17 protein-coding genes are annotated in these 14,785 nt (G+C 70.5%); 8 read left to right on the top strand and 9 right to left on the bottom strand.

Translation table 11 applies throughout. From position 1 onward, the window contains the following. Positions 1-247 (top strand): glycosyl hydrolase 53 family protein (locus ACFWTE_RS08815; RefSeq protein ID WP_378778728.1); only part of this gene is annotated, 247 nt, incomplete at its 5' end. Between the two features lie 67 nt (positions 248-314). Here ACFWTE_RS08815 and ACFWTE_RS08810 read toward each other — a convergent pair. Continuing rightward, entirely contained in the window at positions 315-2,597 is a 2,283-nt protein-coding gene (locus tag ACFWTE_RS08810; RefSeq protein WP_378778727.1) for a HelD family protein, read from the bottom strand. Positions 2,598-2,994: 397 nt separating this feature from the next. On the opposite strand from ACFWTE_RS08810, the gene ACFWTE_RS08805 reads away from it, so the two are divergent. The 4 genes from ACFWTE_RS08805 to ACFWTE_RS08790 all read left to right on the top strand — a co-directional run bounded on the left by ACFWTE_RS08805 (position 2,995) and on the right by ACFWTE_RS08790 (position 7,163). Then, positions 2,995-5,229, top strand: a complete 2,235-nt coding sequence (locus ACFWTE_RS08805) for an anthranilate synthase component I (protein WP_378778726.1) — start codon at positions 2,995-2,997, stop codon at positions 5,227-5,229. A 133-nt stretch (positions 5,230-5,362) separates the two neighbouring features. Beyond that, complete coding sequence (locus ACFWTE_RS08800; protein WP_378778725.1) at positions 5,363-5,503, top strand: GPGG-motif small membrane protein; 141 nt, start codon at positions 5,363-5,365, stop codon at positions 5,501-5,503. A gap of 254 nt (positions 5,504-5,757) precedes the next feature. After that, positions 5,758-6,555, top strand: a complete 798-nt coding sequence (gene thyX, locus ACFWTE_RS08795; protein WP_378778724.1) for an FAD-dependent thymidylate synthase — start codon at positions 5,758-5,760, stop codon at positions 6,553-6,555. A 134-nt stretch (positions 6,556-6,689) separates the two neighbouring features. After that, positions 6,690-7,163 carry an SRPBCC family protein gene (locus tag ACFWTE_RS08790; RefSeq protein WP_378778723.1) on the top strand — a complete coding sequence of 158 codons (474 nt, stop codon included), beginning with the start codon at positions 6,690-6,692 and terminating at the stop codon, positions 7,161-7,163. An 18-nt stretch (positions 7,164-7,181) separates the two neighbouring features. Here ACFWTE_RS08790 and ACFWTE_RS08785 read toward each other — a convergent pair whose 3' ends face one another. The 7 genes from ACFWTE_RS08785 to ACFWTE_RS08755 all read right to left on the bottom strand — a co-directional run bounded on the left by ACFWTE_RS08785 (position 7,182) and on the right by ACFWTE_RS08755 (position 11,544). Beyond that, positions 7,182-9,299, bottom strand: coding sequence for an ATP-binding protein (locus ACFWTE_RS08785; protein WP_378778722.1), 2,118 nt, complete (start codon positions 9,297-9,299; stop codon positions 7,182-7,184). Further along, a complete protein-coding gene (locus ACFWTE_RS08780; protein WP_378778721.1) occupies positions 9,296-9,856 on the bottom strand; it encodes a DUF6879 family protein in 561 nt (186 codons plus the stop codon). The genes ACFWTE_RS08785 and ACFWTE_RS08780 overlap by 4 nt, the downstream gene beginning before the upstream one ends. Then, positions 9,853-10,071 (bottom strand): hypothetical protein, encoded by a 219-nt coding sequence (locus ACFWTE_RS08775; protein WP_378778720.1) that lies wholly within the window; start codon positions 10,069-10,071, stop codon positions 9,853-9,855. The genes ACFWTE_RS08780 and ACFWTE_RS08775 overlap by 4 nt, the downstream gene beginning before the upstream one ends. A gap of 90 nt (positions 10,072-10,161) precedes the next feature. Next, a complete protein-coding gene (locus ACFWTE_RS08770) occupies positions 10,162-10,323 on the bottom strand; it encodes a hypothetical protein (protein ID WP_378778719.1) in 162 nt (53 codons plus the stop codon). Between the two features lie 134 nt (positions 10,324-10,457). Next, positions 10,458-10,766 carry a hypothetical protein gene (locus ACFWTE_RS08765; RefSeq protein WP_378778718.1) on the bottom strand — a complete coding sequence of 103 codons (309 nt, stop codon included), beginning with the start codon at positions 10,764-10,766 and terminating at the stop codon, positions 10,458-10,460. 5 nt (positions 10,767-10,771) lie between these two features. Beyond that, positions 10,772-10,990: a hypothetical protein gene (locus tag ACFWTE_RS08760; RefSeq protein ID WP_378778733.1), complete on the bottom strand. Its 219-nt coding sequence runs from the start codon at positions 10,988-10,990 to the stop codon at positions 10,772-10,774. Positions 10,991-10,992: 2 nt separating this feature from the next. After that, on the bottom strand, positions 10,993-11,544 hold the full coding sequence (locus ACFWTE_RS08755) for an ATP-binding protein (RefSeq protein WP_378778717.1): 552 nt from the start codon (positions 11,542-11,544) through the stop codon (positions 10,993-10,995). A 222-nt stretch (positions 11,545-11,766) separates the two neighbouring features. On the opposite strand from ACFWTE_RS08755, the gene ACFWTE_RS08750 reads away from it, so the two are divergent. Together ACFWTE_RS08750 and ACFWTE_RS08745 are read left to right on the top strand one after the other, a co-directional pair. After that, the gene (locus tag ACFWTE_RS08750) at positions 11,767-12,588 is read left to right on the top strand and encodes a helix-turn-helix domain-containing protein (RefSeq protein ID WP_378778716.1); all 822 of its coding nucleotides are present in this window, start codon (positions 11,767-11,769) and stop codon (positions 12,586-12,588) included. A 3-nt stretch (positions 12,589-12,591) separates the two neighbouring features. Then, positions 12,592-12,780: a DUF397 domain-containing protein gene (locus tag ACFWTE_RS08745; RefSeq protein WP_378778715.1), complete on the top strand. Its 189-nt coding sequence runs from the start codon at positions 12,592-12,594 to the stop codon at positions 12,778-12,780. A 152-nt stretch (positions 12,781-12,932) separates the two neighbouring features. Here ACFWTE_RS08745 and ACFWTE_RS08740 read toward each other — a convergent pair whose 3' ends face one another. Then, positions 12,933-13,196: a hypothetical protein gene (locus tag ACFWTE_RS08740; protein ID WP_378778714.1), complete on the bottom strand. Its 264-nt coding sequence runs from the start codon at positions 13,194-13,196 to the stop codon at positions 12,933-12,935. A gap of 291 nt (positions 13,197-13,487) precedes the next feature. Here ACFWTE_RS08740 and ACFWTE_RS08735 point away from each other — a divergent pair, with 291 nt between their 5' ends. Beyond that, positions 13,488-14,738 carry a right-handed parallel beta-helix repeat-containing protein gene (locus ACFWTE_RS08735; RefSeq protein ID WP_378778713.1) on the top strand — a complete coding sequence of 417 codons (1,251 nt, stop codon included), beginning with the start codon at positions 13,488-13,490 and terminating at the stop codon, positions 14,736-14,738. Positions 14,739-14,785 lie beyond the last annotated feature (47 nt).

Raw genomic sequence — 14,785 nt, 5'->3', positions numbered from 1 at the left:
GGTGGCGGGGTACCCCGCCACCCCCGCGAGCCAGTCCCTGGCCCTGCACGACATCGCCGACGTCGTCGCCGGGGTCCCGGACGGCCGGGGCCGGGGCGTCGCCTACCGGGAACCCGCCTGGGTCGCCGCCGAGGGCAACGGCTGGGACCCCACCGACCCCGGCTCCGGCAACGCCTGGGAGAACCAGGCCCCGTTCGACCACTCCCACACGCTGCTGCCCGGCGCCGGCTTCCTCTCCCGGCGCTGACCGCCGTCCTGGCGCGGCCCCGTGCAGCCCGCCCCCGGTCGGGCTGCACGGGGCCGTTCCGCCGCTCTCACTCCTCCAGCCGCCCGAGGACCCCGGGCAGGCCGGCGGTGTGAGCGACCGTCAACCGGCGCGTGGCGCGTGTGACCGCCACGTAGAGGTCGTTGGCGCCGCGCGGCTGGGCGAGCAGCGCGTCCGGTTCCACGACGACCACCGAGTCGAACTCCAGGCCCTTGGACTCGGTCGCGGTCAGCACCACCACCGACTCCTCCAGCGCGTCCTTGCCCGCCCCGGGGCGCGCGGCCCCCGGCAGTGCCCCCACGACCTCCGCCAGGTGGCGGTCGGACGTGAGGACCGCGACGCGGCCCTCGCCGATCGCCGCGACCTCCTCCGCCACGATCCCGGGCAGGTCGCCGGGGAGCGACGACAGCCGCACGGCGCGCGGGGCGTCGCCCTCCTCACGCACCGAATCGGGCACCTCCTCGTCGGGCGCCGCCTCCCGCAGCACGTCGGCGGCCACCGCCATGATCGGTGCGGGCGTCCGGTAGTTCACCAGCAGCCGCTCCACGTGTACCTTGCCGGGGGCGTACGGCTCCAGCGCGTCCGTCCACGACCGCGTGCCGGCCGCGCTGCCGGTCTGCGCCACGTCGCCCACCACGGTCAACGACCTGGTCGGCACCCTGCGCATCACCGTGCGCCACGCCATCGGCGACAACTCCTGTGCCTCGTCCACGATCACGTGCCCGTAGGCCCACTCCCGGTCCTCGCCCGCGCGTTCGGCGGTGGTGCGGCGCGGACCCTCGTCGCGGTGCCGGTCGGCCAGGGCCTCGGCGTTCATCATCTCGTCCTCGGCCAGGCCGGTGAACTCCAGCACCCCCTGCGCGAACCGCACCTCCTCGGCACGGTTCTCCTCGGCACGGCGCTCCCTGGCCCGCTCGTCGCTGTCGTCGCGCCCCAGCACGTCGGCGGCCTCGTCCAGCAGGGGCACGTCCTCGACCGTCCACGGCAGCGCGGGGTCGCGCACCAGTGCGGCGCGGGACGCCGCGTCCAACCCGACCCGCTCGCCGACGCGCTCCAGTGCCTGCGTGTCGGAGTACAGGTCGCGGATCAGCCGCTGCGGGGACAGGTCCGGCCACAAGGCGTCCAGCGCCTGCCGGACCGGTGACTCGTGCCAGAGCCGCTCACCGACGAACGGCAGGTCGTCGTCCTGCACGGGTCGCGCCAGCAGGGTGGACTCGGCCCGGGCCAGCTCGCTCAGCAGGCTCCGCACCACGTACTTGCGCGCCGTGTTGTGCGCGAGGGGGAGCTTGCGCGCCGTGTCCAGCACCCGCACACAGACCGCCTCGGGAACGGTGACCGCTCCGGCGTCGACCTCCACCACCAGGTCCGCCGACCCGAACGCCTCACGCGGCGTGCGCTGCCGGTCGACCACGGCCGCCGCGACCAGGTCGGCCATGAGCGGCGAGCCCTTGACCGCGGCCGTGGCGTGCGGGTCGTGCCCCGCCGCCTCCACCCCCGGGAACAGTTCGCCGAGGGTGCGCATCACCACGTCGGTCTCCCCGAGGGAGGGCAGTACGTCGCTGACGTAGCGCAGGAACGCGGTGTTGGGTCCGACCACCAGTGCCCCGCGCCGTTCCAGCACGTTGCGGTGGGTGTAGAGCAGGTAGGCGGCGCGGTGCAGCGCCGCCACGGTCTTGCCGGTGCCCGGTCCGCCCTGGACGACGAGCACCCCGGCGAGCTGGGCGCGGATGACCCGGTCCTGCTCCGACTGGATGGTGGCGACGATGTCGGCCATCCGCCCGGTCCGTCCCCGGTGCAGCGACTCCAACAGCGCGGCCTCGCCGACCAGCTGGCGGCGGTCGCCCTCGGAGAGGCCCTCGGAGTCGAACACCTCGTCGTCGAGTCCGGTCACCCTGCGCCGCCTCACCCGCAGGTGGCGGCGGCGGGTGAGCCCCTGGGGGTCACCGGGTGTGGCGGCGTAGAACGGCCGGGCGGCCGGGGCGCGCCAGTCCACCAGGATGGTCTCGTGCTCGGTGTCGCGCAGGCCGATCCGGCCCACGTAGCGCGCCTCGGGACCGTCGTCGTAGGACAGGTCGATCCGGCCGAAGCACAGACCCTCCTCGACCGCGCTGAGCTGGGCGCGGCGCCGGGCGTGCTCGTAGGCGCGGGTCTCGCGCTCCACGAGCGCCGCGTAGCCGGTGTGCGTCTGGAGCTGAACCTCGGCCAGCTGGTCGGCGGTGTGGGCGCGCAGGACGTCGAGCCGCTCGTACATCGCGCCGATCCGGGCCTGCTCTGCCGCCAACGCGGCCCGCTCCGGTGACGCCTCCTCGGCATCCTCTTGACAAAACTGCATCTACTTGTTATCCTACCTGTTGCAGGTATTTATGTGCTCGCTCGAAAACGTCACAGTGGGTTCCGAAGCTTAGCACAGCATCACCCCCCTCTGCCAGCGCGGTGCACGCGCTCGCGCACCTGCCTTTGCGGCCCGGTGCCATTGACGGGGCCCGTTCCTCGCCCGCCCTCGTGACACGGCCGCCGATTCCCGCCTCGGGGCTCCCCGCGGTCCGCCGCACCCGCTAGACTCTGCCCATGCGAAACTCCTCCACCCACGCCCAGTGGTGGCGCCGCCCGTAGGCGGTGCTCCGATTTCGCATACCCCAGCGACCGCCCCGGACCGGCGGTCGTTCGTGTTTCCACGGCCCCGGCCGGTGCGGCCCACCCGACCGCACACAGCGCCCAAAGGACCGGCCGTGAACCCCAGTGACGCACAGACCACCACGTACCGCACCCCGGGCGGCGTGACCGTCCACCGCAGCGCCACCCCCTGCGACCCGGAAGTCCTCACCGACCTCGTCCAGTCGGTCGAGCACCGGCGCGGCGGTGTCCTCTCCTCCGGGATGGAGTATCCGGGCCGGTACGACCGCTGGCACCTGGGGTACGTGGACCCGTGCCTGGAGATCAGCACCCGCGGGCGCCGGGTCACCGCCACCGCCCTCAACGCCCGCGGCCGCGTCCTGCTGCCGGTCCTCGCCCAGGCACTGGCAACGGTCGGCGCCACCGACGGCCGCGACCGCGACCAGGTCTGCGTCGTGGTCCCCGAGCCCGATCCGGACGCGTTCTTCACCGAGGAGGAGCGCAGCCGCCGCCCCAGCGTCTTCACCGCGCTGCGCGCCGTCGTCGCCTCCCTGCGCAGCCCCGAGGACAGCCACCTGGGCCTGTACGGCGCGTTCGGCTACGACCTGTCCTTCCAGTTCGAGCCGATCGAACAGCACATCGAGCGCGACCCGGACGACCGCGACATGGTCCTGCACCTGCCCGACGCCGTCATCGTCCGGGACCGCAAACGCGAGACCTGCGTGCGCTACTCCTACGAGTTCACCGTCCCCGCCGACGGCGACCGGGCCGAGGCCACCACCGAGGGCCTGCCGCGCGAGACCGCGCCGACGCCCCCCGTGGTCGCCGCGGAGGTGCCCGAGGGCCCCGAACCGGGCTCCTACGCCCGCGTCGTGGCCCGCGCCAAGGAGAAGTTCCGCCGGGGCGACCTGTTCGAGGTCGTCCCAGGCCACCGCACCTACGCCCGCTGCTCCTCGCCCGCCCGCTTCTACGAGCTCCTGCGCGAGCGCAACCCGGCACCGTACGAGTTCTTCTTCAACCTGGGCGGGGGCGAGTACCTGGTCGGCGCCTCCCCGGAGATGTTCGTGCGGGTCACGGGTGAGCCGGGCACGGGCCAGCGTGTGGAGACCTGCCCGATCTCCGGCACCATCCGGCGCGGGGACGACGCCCTGGGCGACGCCGAGAACATCCAGGAGCTGCTCTCCTCCGTCAAGGAGAAGTCCGAGCTCACCATGTGCACCGACGTGGACCGCAACGACAAGTCGCGCGTGTGCGAGCCCGGCAGCGTCCGGGTGATCGGCCGCAGGCAGATCGAGATGTACTCCCGCCTCATCCACACCGTGGACCACATCGAGGGCACCCTTCGCCGCGACTTCGACGCACTGGACGCCTTCCTCACCCACATGTGGGCGGTCACCGTCACCGGGGCCCCCAAGACCTGGGCCATGCGGTTCATCGAGCAGAACGAGACCAGCCCCCGCCGCTGGTACGGCGGTGCCGTCGGCGTCATCAACTTCGACGGCTCCATGAACACCGGCCTCACGCTGCGCACCGCCCACATCCGTGACGGCGTGGCCGCCGTGCGTGTGGGGGCCACCCTGCTCTACGACTCCGACCCCGAGGCGGAGGAGCGCGAGACGTTCCTCAAGGCGCGCGCCCTGCTGGAGACCCTCGCCCTGGGGGAGGAGGCCGAGCACCGCGAGGCGCTCACCGCCCGGGGGGAGTCCCCGGCCCCGGAGCCGGCCCGGTCCCCCGCTCCCGACCTCCCCGGCGAGGGGATGCGGGTCCTGCTCGTCGACCACGAGGACTCCTTCGTCAACACCCTCGCCGACTACGTGCGCCGGCACGGGGCCGAGGTCACGACCGTCAGGTACGGGTTCGACCCCTCCCTCCTGGACCGCCTCGCCCCCGACCTGGTGGTGATCTCGCCCGGGCCCGGTCTCCCCGAGGACTTCGCGATGTCCGCGCTGCTGGACGAGCTCGCCGCCCGGAAGCTACCGGTGTTCGGGGTCTGCCTGGGCCTCCAGGGGATGGTGGAGCACGCCGGGGGGGAGCTGCGAACCCTGGACCACCCGGTACACGGCAAGCCCGGCCTGGTGAGCGTGGCCGGGGGGCAGCTACTCAGCGGCCTGAACGGGGAGGACGCCTTCCCGGCGGCCCGCTACCACTCCACCTACACGGTCCCGGCGATGGTGAAGGGGTTCGAGGTCACCGCCGTCCTGGACGCAGGGGCGGGCGGGGAGGACGTCGTGATGGCCATCGAGGACCCGAAGGCGCGCTGGTACGGCGTGCAGTTCCATCCCGAGTCGATCCTCACCGCCGGCGTCGGCGAGGGGATCGTGGCGCGGGCGCTGAGCCTGGCACGGCGCTGACGCCGCCCGGAGTGGAACCCGTCCGCACGTGGCCTGTGCCACGTACAGGCCCTCCCACCTGCGACGGGACGTCTCAGGCAAAACTTTTCCGGCCGTCCTGTTTGATGGATTCGTTATCGGACAGTGGTTGTGTATGGGTATTTTGCTAACAATTCTTGGAATCATCCTCATCGTGGCCGGCGTTCTCGGGGTGCTGCGAGGACAGCTCCTCTGGGGCATCGTCGCCATCGTCGTCGGGCTGGTTCTGGCCCCCGGTACCTTCTACGGCCTCTAGGTCGTGAGGTGCGACCCGCCGCGGTGCGGGAAGCCTCCACCAAGACAGACACACCGACACTGGTCCCAGGGCCGGGTGTCCGCGCCGGGCGTATCGCCCGAGGCGGGCGCCCGGCCCTCTCCCGTCCGTGGACGTGTACCCTCGGGTGAGGCTATTCGGCCCCGCCCCCACACACGCCCCCGTGCCCCCGGATCCCCTGGTCACGGCGTTCAAGCGTGCCCGGAGGCGGGGCCCACCGAACGGGAGGCAGTGCTGTGAAGAGGGTCGAGCCGCAGGTTCGTCTGGTCGCGCGTCCGCAGGTCGACTACGACGCGATCACCGACTACCTCAAGGAGGTCGGTGGTGAGGCGTGGATCGAGCGGTTCGACCGCGGCGAGCTCGACGCACACCTCAACGATCCGCAGAACCTCGCCGAGTTCGCCGGGCGCCTGTGCTACCGCTCCTGGGAGCCCGGCCTCAACCCGAACGTCACCCGTGTGCGCACCGACCAGGACCAGTACCTCGGCAACCTCCTGGCCAGCCTGCACGGCTCGGTACTGGAGCACATCAGCTTCAGCTTCGTCCTGCACAACGTGTCCCGGGTGCTCACCCACGAACTGATCCGTCACCGCCCCGGCGTCGCCGTGTCCCAGGAGTCGCTGCGCTTCGTGCGCCTGAGCGACCTGCCGTTCTGGTTCCCGGACTGGGCGGAGGAGGACCCGGAGCTGATGGAGCGGGCCACCGCGATGCTCCAGCAGATGGAGGACTTCCAGCTCTGGATGGCCGACCACTTCGGCCTGGACGACGAGGGCGTGAAGTTCGCCGAGAAGAAGCACAAGACCTCGTTCATGCGCCGCTTCGCCCCTGAGGGCGTTGCCACCGGCCTGGTGTGGACCGCGAACGTGCGCACCCTGCGCCACACACTGGAGGCCCGTACCGCCCCGGGCGCGGAAGAGGAGATCCGCCTGCTCTTCCACCGGATCGGTGAGACCCTCAAGGAGGAGGCCCCCGCCCTCTTCGGCGACTACGTGGTCGAGGACGGCGCCTGGGTGCCGCAGTGGCGCAAGGTCTGACCCCCTGACATCCGGAGCCTGGCACCAGGCCCCGTACGCACAGGCGCCCCGGACACACCGTGGCGCCTGTCGTCTGTCCGCTCTCTCCGCTAGGTTCGGCAGAACGGGGACACGTTCGTGGAGAGGCGGCAACCATGGGTGGGACGGAACAGCGCACCGACCGGGGGAGCAGGACCATCCGGGCGTCGGCGGCAGCGGTCTACCGGGCGATGACCGAGGCACACGCCCTCGAATCCTGGCTGCCGCCAGAGGACATGACCGGCCGCATCGACCGGTTCGAGCCGTGGCCGGGGGGCGGGTTCCGCATGGTGCTGACCTACCTCGACCCCCGGGCCGCGCAGGGCAAGACCTCGGAGTCCAGCGACGTCACCGAGGTCGAGTTCGTCGATCTGCTCCCCGGCCAGCGGGTCGTGCAGCGCGTCGTCTTCGAGTCCGAGGACGCCGCGTTCGCCGGCACGATGACGATGACCTGGCGGTTCACCGAGGCGGGGGAGGGAACCGAGGTGACCGTCGAGGCGACCGGCGTGCCCCCGGGCATCTCCCCGGCCGACCACGAGGTGGGCCTGGCCTCGTCCCTGGCCAACCTCGCGGCCCACGTCGAGCCCTGACCGCCCGAAACGGTGCCCTCAGCCGTCGGTGAGACGGCTCAACCGCGCCTGGACCCCTTCCGCCCGCGGATCGTCGTGGTCGCGCAGGTACTCCAGGGCCGCGGTGAGCACCTCCCGGGCGCGAGCGGCATCACCGAGGGCGATAAGGGCCTCCCCGAGGCCGATCAGCGCCACCGCCCGGCTGTCCTGGGCATCGAGTTCCTCGAACACCGTGATGGCGGACCGGTACTCTTTCAGCGCGTTCTGGGGGAGCCCGTCACCGGTGAGGACGCGACCGAGGGTGCATCGCGCCCAGGCCGCACTCCAGTCGGCGCCGATCGCACCGAACACCTCGATCGCTGCTCGGCAATGCCCGAGCGCCTCGTCGAATCTGCCGAGGTCGGCGCTGAAGTCAGCGAGGCTGAGCAGGCCCATCGCCTCTCCACGGCGCTCGCCCGCTTCCCGGAACACGGAGATGGCCCGCCCGACGTGTTCGACGGAGTGGTCGCGTTCGCCGCGCTCCCAGGTCACGACGCCGAGCTGGCGCAGCGCGAACCCCTCCACCCAGGGGTCGCCGCCCGCTCGGTTCGCCTCCAGGGCGGCGCGGTAGTGGCGGACGGCCGTATCGAGCTCACCCAGCAGCCACTCGGCGTCCCCCATCCCCAGATGGTTGCGGGCCAACCCGTAGGCGTCGCCCGCGTGTTCCGCTGCCTGGAGCCCGATGGCGTGAATGTCCCTCCACTCGTGCCAGTGCCGGTGCCGCTCGAAGAGCGGATAGACGGTGGCGGGAAGCCGCCAGGCGATGTCGTGGTGCCCGTGCTCTGAGGCGGTGTGCAATGCGGCGATCAGATTGGTCCGCTCACGGGCGAACCAGGTCGACGCCTCCCGCGCAGAGGCGAAGTCGGGGACCTCCCCAACCGGTTCCTGACCGGGGACGGCGGGAAAACTCGGATGCCCGACCGACTCTGCCCGTGCGGCGGCCCACGTGTACCAGCGGGCGATGCGCTCCACAGCCTCACCGACCGCCGCCGGTCCTTCCTCGGCGCGGACCCGTTCCACGGCGAACAGCCGAACCAGGTCGTGCAGCCGGTAGCGGTCCGCGCGCGGTCGTTCCACCAGGTGTGCTCGGACGAGCCGGTCCAGGAGTCGCCTGGCCTGGGCCGGGGGTGTGCCGGTGAGCGCGGAGGCGGCCCCGAGGGAGAAATCAGCTCCGGGGTGGAGCCCCAGCCTTCGGAAAAAACGGGTGGTGTCGCCGTCCAGCGCTTCGTAGGACGCCATCATCACGGCACGCAGGTCACTCAACTCGTCCTCTTCCGAGAGCGTGTCCAGCCGGGACTCCTCCGCCGCCAGTTCGGCCACCAGGTCGTCGAGAGTCGTGTCCACCCTGTCGATGAGGCGCTCGGCGACCACACGCAGTGCGAGTGGAAGCCGGGCGCACTGCTCGACGAGTTGGAACGCGGCTTCGGGGGAGGCGTCCACCCGGGGACCGACGCTTTCCCTGAGCAGGTCCACGGAGTCGGCCGTTGGCAGGACGGTGAGGGGGAAACGTTGGGCGCCCTCTCTGGCGACCAACCCGGAGAGGGCGCTCCTGCTGGTGACGACCACCATGCAGCCGGGCGCGGCGGGAAGTAACGGCCGGACCTGTGCGGGATCGAGCGCGTCATCGATGATGACCAGGAGGCGCTTGCCGTCGAGTTCGGACCGGTAGAGGGCCGCGCGGCTGTCGAGGTCCAGGGGGACGCGGTCGGGTCGTACCCCGAGCGCGCGCAGAAGTCCGTCGAGGGCCTGGGAGGCTTCCGCCCGAGGGCCGGGAGCATGCCCGTGCATGCTGACGTAGAGGTCTCCGTCCGGGAACCGGCCGCGTGCGCGGTGCGCCCAGTGCACGGCGACCGCGCTCTTTCCGACCCCGGGTGGGCCCGAGAGCACCGCGAGTGGAACGCTCGTCGCCGCTTCCTCGGCCAGGGCGTCGAGGTCCCGCAGATGGGCTGTCCTGTCGACGAAACCCTTCGTTGGGAAGGGAAGCTGGCGCGGCATGGAGACGGTCCGGGGCCGCTGGGAGACGATGCGTATGTCGCCGTGCACCGTACCGGCCTGTACCAGGGCAGCTGGGTCGCCGTGCGCGGTGTTCGCGGTGGGACGGTCACCGTGATCGGTCACAGCGGGCGCATGTCGGTGTCGAAGCGTCCCTGGTACTCGGTGAAGGGCACCGCCTGGTGCAGCGCCCGGTCACGGATCGCGTTGGCCCGGACGACCTCTTCCGGATCAAAGACCAGTTCGGGGGTGAGCATGGTGCCCTCCGGGGTGTAGTTCATCCGCACCAGCCGGTGGGAGTCGAACAGCCAGTAGTCGGAGCGCGGGATGCCCTCGGGCCAGGAACCCTCGCCAACAGGCAGGATGTTGACGTCCTCACCCGCCTTGACGTTGGACCGGTAGGCCCACACGCATTCGAACCGGAGGTAGTCCGTCAGAGGTTCATGGACGACGTGCACCCGGCGGAAGTGTCGTCCGCTGCCGACGGTACGGGCCCACTCCTCGTGGGAGTCGGTGGTGATGACTTCTCCGTCGGCCAGGAAGCGGCGGAAAGCCTCCTCCTCGTAGCCGACGTCATAGACCTGGAGGGTCTCCAACCGGAACGCGGTGTACCGGCATTCGGCGAAGAAACGGTCGAACTCTTCCGTACCGACCGGCCGCGAGCTGCTTTCCTGAAGGGTCACGCGCTCCTCCGCTGGAAGCGTTCGACGGCGGCGAGAACGACCTCGGGGGAGATGCGGACCGCTGTCTCGCCGGGAAGGGGGTTCTGCAGCTTCGCCGCGTCGGCATCGTCCAGGCCGACTCCTTGGACAACGAACTCGCCCGTGTCGCTGAGGTAGACGGCGGGGCAGCCCTTGTCTCCCGACTTGTCGTCCTTGGCCAGCAGTTCCAGCTCCATGGCTCTCCGATCGGGCCTCGCAGGAACGTTCCTCGGGGCTCGAAGCTAACACGAAAGCCTTGCCCCGTAGGGCTTGTGGCCGTCTTCGGCCTACCCGCCCACGTACCTTCGCCGTATCTGTTCCACTTCGTCCCCGTCGCCCTCACGCGACGCGCGCACGAGCCGTTTGATGTCCGCGGCTGCGAGCGCGTTGCGCAGGACTTGGTTCTCCTCCTCGGAGACGGTGTGTCCGTTGCTCTCGTCCTCGTTCACGGTTTCCGCTCCATCACGTCAGCCTGTTCCCTCCATGATGGTTCCTGCCCGTTGCGGAGGAAAGCTCGCCGGTCGTGACCGATACCGGTGAAGCGGGCGCCGCGGCCGGTGACCGGTCGCGGCGCCCCTGGCGGTCAGAGCCCGCAGTTCCGACGGAACCCGCGGAAGGGTGAGGTGCTCGGTGCTCCTGTGGTGGCGGTGCCCGCGCGGACCAGCTCCTCCGGGGTGTCGGCGCACACCAGGCGCATGAGGCGGGTGTGCGCGGCCCAGTACTGGCGGGTGTGCCGGCCGAACCAGACCGTCCAGCCCTGGCGGCGCAGGGCTGCGAGTGGGGCCGCGAGGTTGACTCCAGAGCAGGGTTCGGGATCGGTTTTGACGCGGCCAAGGGGGCTCGACCACCGGGAAAAGGTGGTGGTCGGCAGGGCCCGCCGTGCCCGTTCCATGGCGATCACCTCGCGGTCGTGCGCTGCGGGGCCAAGGCCCGGCGCAGAGTCACCGGGTCGGACGCGGTGACCAGGTCGGATGGACAGGGGCAGCAGCGGCGGACCAGTGTGGCGGTGAAGACGGGTCGCCCGGTCTCGTCGTGGAGTTCGCAGATGAGGTGGTCGGGGAACTCGGCGCGCAGCCGTCGAACGTCGCGGCTGGGGTAGAGGCCGTAGCCGGGCACGGTCACCACCGGCCCGTGTCGTGGTGCGCCACGCGCGGACGGGGGAGGGGCCGCAGGTGGCCGGAGCGCTGGGCGTGCCTGTGCCCGTACCCGGGTGGTCGGGGCGCGTCCCAGGCGAGGGTGAAGTAGACGGCGGGGCCGAAGCGGGTCCGCTCGACGCCCCAGGTGTGGGCGAGGGTGTCGACGAGGAAGAGGCCGCGCCCGTTCTCGGCGTCCAGGCGGGCGCGGACCACCTCCAGGCGCGGGAGGCGGGCGGATTCTCCGTTGGTCCACACGCACACGCGCAGGCATTGGGGGTAGGCGAACAGGGAGACGAAGAACGCCCCGCCGCTTTCCTTTCCGGGGGTGTGCAGCAGGGCGTTCGTGGTGAGTTCGCTCAGGACCAGCAGGGCGTCGTGGGTGGGGGACTCGGGTATCCGGGCCAGGTCCAGGCGCTGGCTCAGCCAGGCCCGCGCGTCCCTCACGGAGGTCAACTGGTGGGGGAAGCGCCCGACGAAGCGCAGCATCTCGGGGCGCCGTGGGGCCGGGGGCATAGGGGTACTACGCTCGTACATAGGTCCTCACCTGTCCTTAGCAGGTTGTGGGCTCAGGCCCTGGCCAGGTGTGTCCGCACCCGACCAGGGCCGTTCTTGTTTCGAAGCCGGATGTCTTCACCTCCGTAGTCGCACGGTTACGCCCGGCTTCCATTGGTGCCATAGTCCACCACAGATGATCCATATGCAAGGTGCATTTGAAAAAACTCTTATGGGAGGTGGGAAGTTCGATACGCTTCTGCCATGAAGAGTCCGACTGTGGGGCGCTGGCAGCTCGCCCAGGAACTGGCAAGGCTACGAGGAGGCAGGCCACGTGATCGCGTGGCCAAGGCCATCGATGTGGCTCCGAGCAGTATCACCAGGTGGGAGGACCCTGGCGGAGCGATTCCCCGCCGCAGGGATCTTCACGCCCTGCTGGAGTACTACGAGATCCCCAAAGAGGAGCTCAGCCGCTATCTGGAGCTGCGTGAACGCGCGCGGGAGTCAGGGTGGTGGCAGCGCTACGGTGTCAAGGGGGACTACGGCACCTACATCGGCCTGGAGAGTGATGCCCGCCAGATCCAGCGCTATGACGCCATCCATGTGCCTGGCCTGTTCCAGACTGAGGGCTACCAGCGCGCACTGGCCGCAGGGAGCATGGCTGATGTCAGCCAAGACGAGATCGACAGGCGTATCGGGGTTCGCAAGGAGAGGCAGCGCGTTTGGATGCACAACTGCCCCCAAACCTGGGTCATCATCGATGAGGCTGCGGTCCATCGCATGGTGGGCGGCCCTGAGGTGATGCGTGCTCAACTGGAGCACGTCATCGCGCTCATGAGTGAACCGCACGTGACTGTTCAACTGCTTCCGTACGAGGTGGGAGCGCACGCGGCGATGGAGACGGGACCATTCACGGTCATAGACGTCGGCGCTCTCAACGTTGTGCACGTCGAACAACACAAGAGTGTCCTATTCCGAGATGACCCCAATGAGGTGGAAGAGCACCTTCGCGTGCTCGATAAGCTACGTATGGAAGCCCATGGGGACGCGAAGACCAAGGCCGGTCTGCGCAGCGCACTGAGGTGAGATTTGAGCGAGCAGTGGTATAAGAGCAGCTATTCCAAGGCGAGCGGGGAGTGTGTCGAGACTGCTCACTTCGCCTCAGGGGGACACTGTGTGCGCGACTCCAAGCAGCCTGAACTGGGACACCTGGCCTTCGCCTCCTCCGAGTGGCACACCTTCGTCTCCTCGCTGAAGGCAACAGGCATCACCGCGTAGCTGTGCCTCGCCGCTCCAAGCGCCGAGAATCCTTCGGCCCCCTCTGCGTCAGCTGGTCTGATCGCCCTCGCTGTCCTGGCGCCACGGGTGTGACGGAGCGTCTCTCGGAGCAGGGGAGCCGCGCTCCGTTCCCGGCCCCCCGCACGGGGGTCTCAGTACAGATCGTCCAGTCTGCGGAGGAGGGCGCGGAGCTCGCGCGCCCGGCGCGAGGACATGCGGTGGGCCACGGCCTCCAGCATGACGCGCGCCTCGTGCGGATCACCGCAGCACTCCCACACGCCGCAGCCGCCGTCACCCTCCTCCCACAGCCGGTGGTGCGGCGTGCGCACGAACCGCCGCCAGATCCCCACCAGAGTGCGGGTTGATCCGGGGAACATCTCCGGGTGCCGGTGTTCGAGCCGCGATATCTCGGCCATCGCCGGCCCCGGGAGACCATCGATGGCGGGTTGTCGTCGCCTCCGGATCGGGATCTCGGAGCGGATGTCTCCCGGCCGCCTACGCGGCACGGTCCCTTCGGTCGTCGAGCATGGGACGGATTCTGCCAGCCCCCCTGTCTCCGCGGCCAGACTCGTGTTCCGAGCGTAGTTGCACGACTACCCGGAATGCGCTTTCCGTGTTAGGTTCCGGATTCCTGGGAGCGCTCCCTGTCCCCCCGCTCACCCCTCCCGGGACTCTGCCGTCCCGGAGCTCGCACAGGAGAAGCACCGATGACACGTACCCTCCACGGGCGCGGCCGGACCCGCGCCTTCGGCCGACAAGGGCGACGCGCGCGCCGCCTCCTGCTGAACGCGGCACTGGCGACCGGACTGGCCCTTGGCACGGTCGCCGCGACCACCCAGGCCCAGGGCGCCCCCGCGCCCCACGACGTCCGGACGACGGCCGGCGAGCAGAGCGCCCAGGCCGCCGCGTGCGGTGACAGCGGCTTCGACGCCGAGGCCTACCTGCTCGGCTCCACCTGGGTCGCGCGCAACAACGGCACCGTCATCTACGAGGGCGGTGACATGCTCACGGCCATGCGCACGGCTGTCGGCAGCCTCACCCCTGGCCGCTCCTCACAGGAGCGCGTGGTCGTCTGGCAGTCCGGCACGGTCCCGGGCAACGCCTCCCTCGACCTGCCGAGCCACACCTCCCTGGAGGTCTGCGGCACCCTCCACGTCACCGGAGCCGTCGCCGCCGACCACGCCCCGGTGCGGGTGCGCAACGCCCGCAACGTCTCCGTGCCCCACCTGTCGGTCACCGGCGCCCCCTACTTCGGGGTCTTCGTGCGGGGCTCCCAGCAGGTGCACCTCGGCCAGATCGACCTGCGCCTGTCCTCCGGCCTGGGCATACGCGTCGACAGCCGGGGCAGCGACGCCGCGCGCACCAGCCGCGACATCACCATCGACGACGTGTACGTCTCCGGCACCAACAACCACGGTGTGGAGACCTACAGCGTCGACGGACTCACCATCGGCACCGTGACCGCCCGCGACACCGGGTACTCGGGGCTGCTGCTCAACAACACCGTCAACGCCGACGTCGGACTGGTCGACGCGCAGGACGCCGGAACCGGTACCGGCTACGCCGCCTTCCGCATGGCCAACCGCAACGGGCGGATCGGCAACGGCTACCCGGACAACGTCCGCGTCGGAGAGGTGCGCGCCCGGGGCGGCGGCCGGGGGATCTTCTGCGTCTCCGAGAGCGGAGGCGCGGTGATCGGGCGCGTCGACATCGCGCAGACCGGGAGCAACGCCGTCCTGGTCGAGAACTGCCACAACGTCACCATCGCCGAGAACGGGGGCACGATCGCCGGGCCCGGTGACATCCGCATCGCCGCCAGGACGGAGTTCGCCAACACGTCGGACATCACGTTCGAGAACCTGAGGCTGGTCAACACCGCGATCAACGAGAACCCTTGCGCGGCCGGCACCGTCGTCCGCAACATCACCTGGGACAACAGCCGGGACAACACCTGCTGATCCCGCCAGGCGTCACCGCCGGGGGCACGGTCGGACGGACAGTTCCG

It is taken from the genome of Nocardiopsis sp. NPDC058631 (assembly GCF_042716955.1).
Lineage (GTDB): Bacteria > Actinomycetota > Actinomycetes > Streptosporangiales > Streptosporangiaceae > Nocardiopsis.
The sequence above is the reverse complement of the archived record's forward strand: the minus strand, read 5'-3'. Positions and strand labels throughout refer to the sequence as shown.

Coding starts and splice junctions, on each gene's coding strand:
- ACFWTE_RS08810 (WP_378778727.1), bottom strand. CDS start 2,597: ATGCAGTTTTGTCAAGAGGATGCCGAGGAGGCGTCACCGGAGCGGGCC.
- ACFWTE_RS08775 (WP_378778720.1), bottom strand. CDS start 10,071: ATGGAGCTGGAACTGCTGGCCAAGGACGACAAGTCGGGAGACAAGGGC.
- ACFWTE_RS08755 (WP_378778717.1), bottom strand. CDS start 11,544: ATGTACGAGCGTAGTACCCCTATGCCCCCGGCCCCACGGCGCCCCGAG.
- ACFWTE_RS08735 (WP_378778713.1), top strand. CDS start 13,488: ATGACACGTACCCTCCACGGGCGCGGCCGGACCCGCGCCTTCGGCCGA.
- ACFWTE_RS08800 (WP_378778725.1), top strand. CDS start 5,363: ATGGGTATTTTGCTAACAATTCTTGGAATCATCCTCATCGTGGCCGGC.
- ACFWTE_RS08790 (WP_378778723.1), top strand. CDS start 6,690: ATGGGTGGGACGGAACAGCGCACCGACCGGGGGAGCAGGACCATCCGG.
- ACFWTE_RS08750 (WP_378778716.1), top strand. CDS start 11,767: ATGAAGAGTCCGACTGTGGGGCGCTGGCAGCTCGCCCAGGAACTGGCA.
- ACFWTE_RS08765 (WP_378778718.1), bottom strand. CDS start 10,766: ATGGAACGGGCACGGCGGGCCCTGCCGACCACCACCTTTTCCCGGTGG.
- ACFWTE_RS08740 (WP_378778714.1), bottom strand. CDS start 13,196: ATGGCCGAGATATCGCGGCTCGAACACCGGCACCCGGAGATGTTCCCC.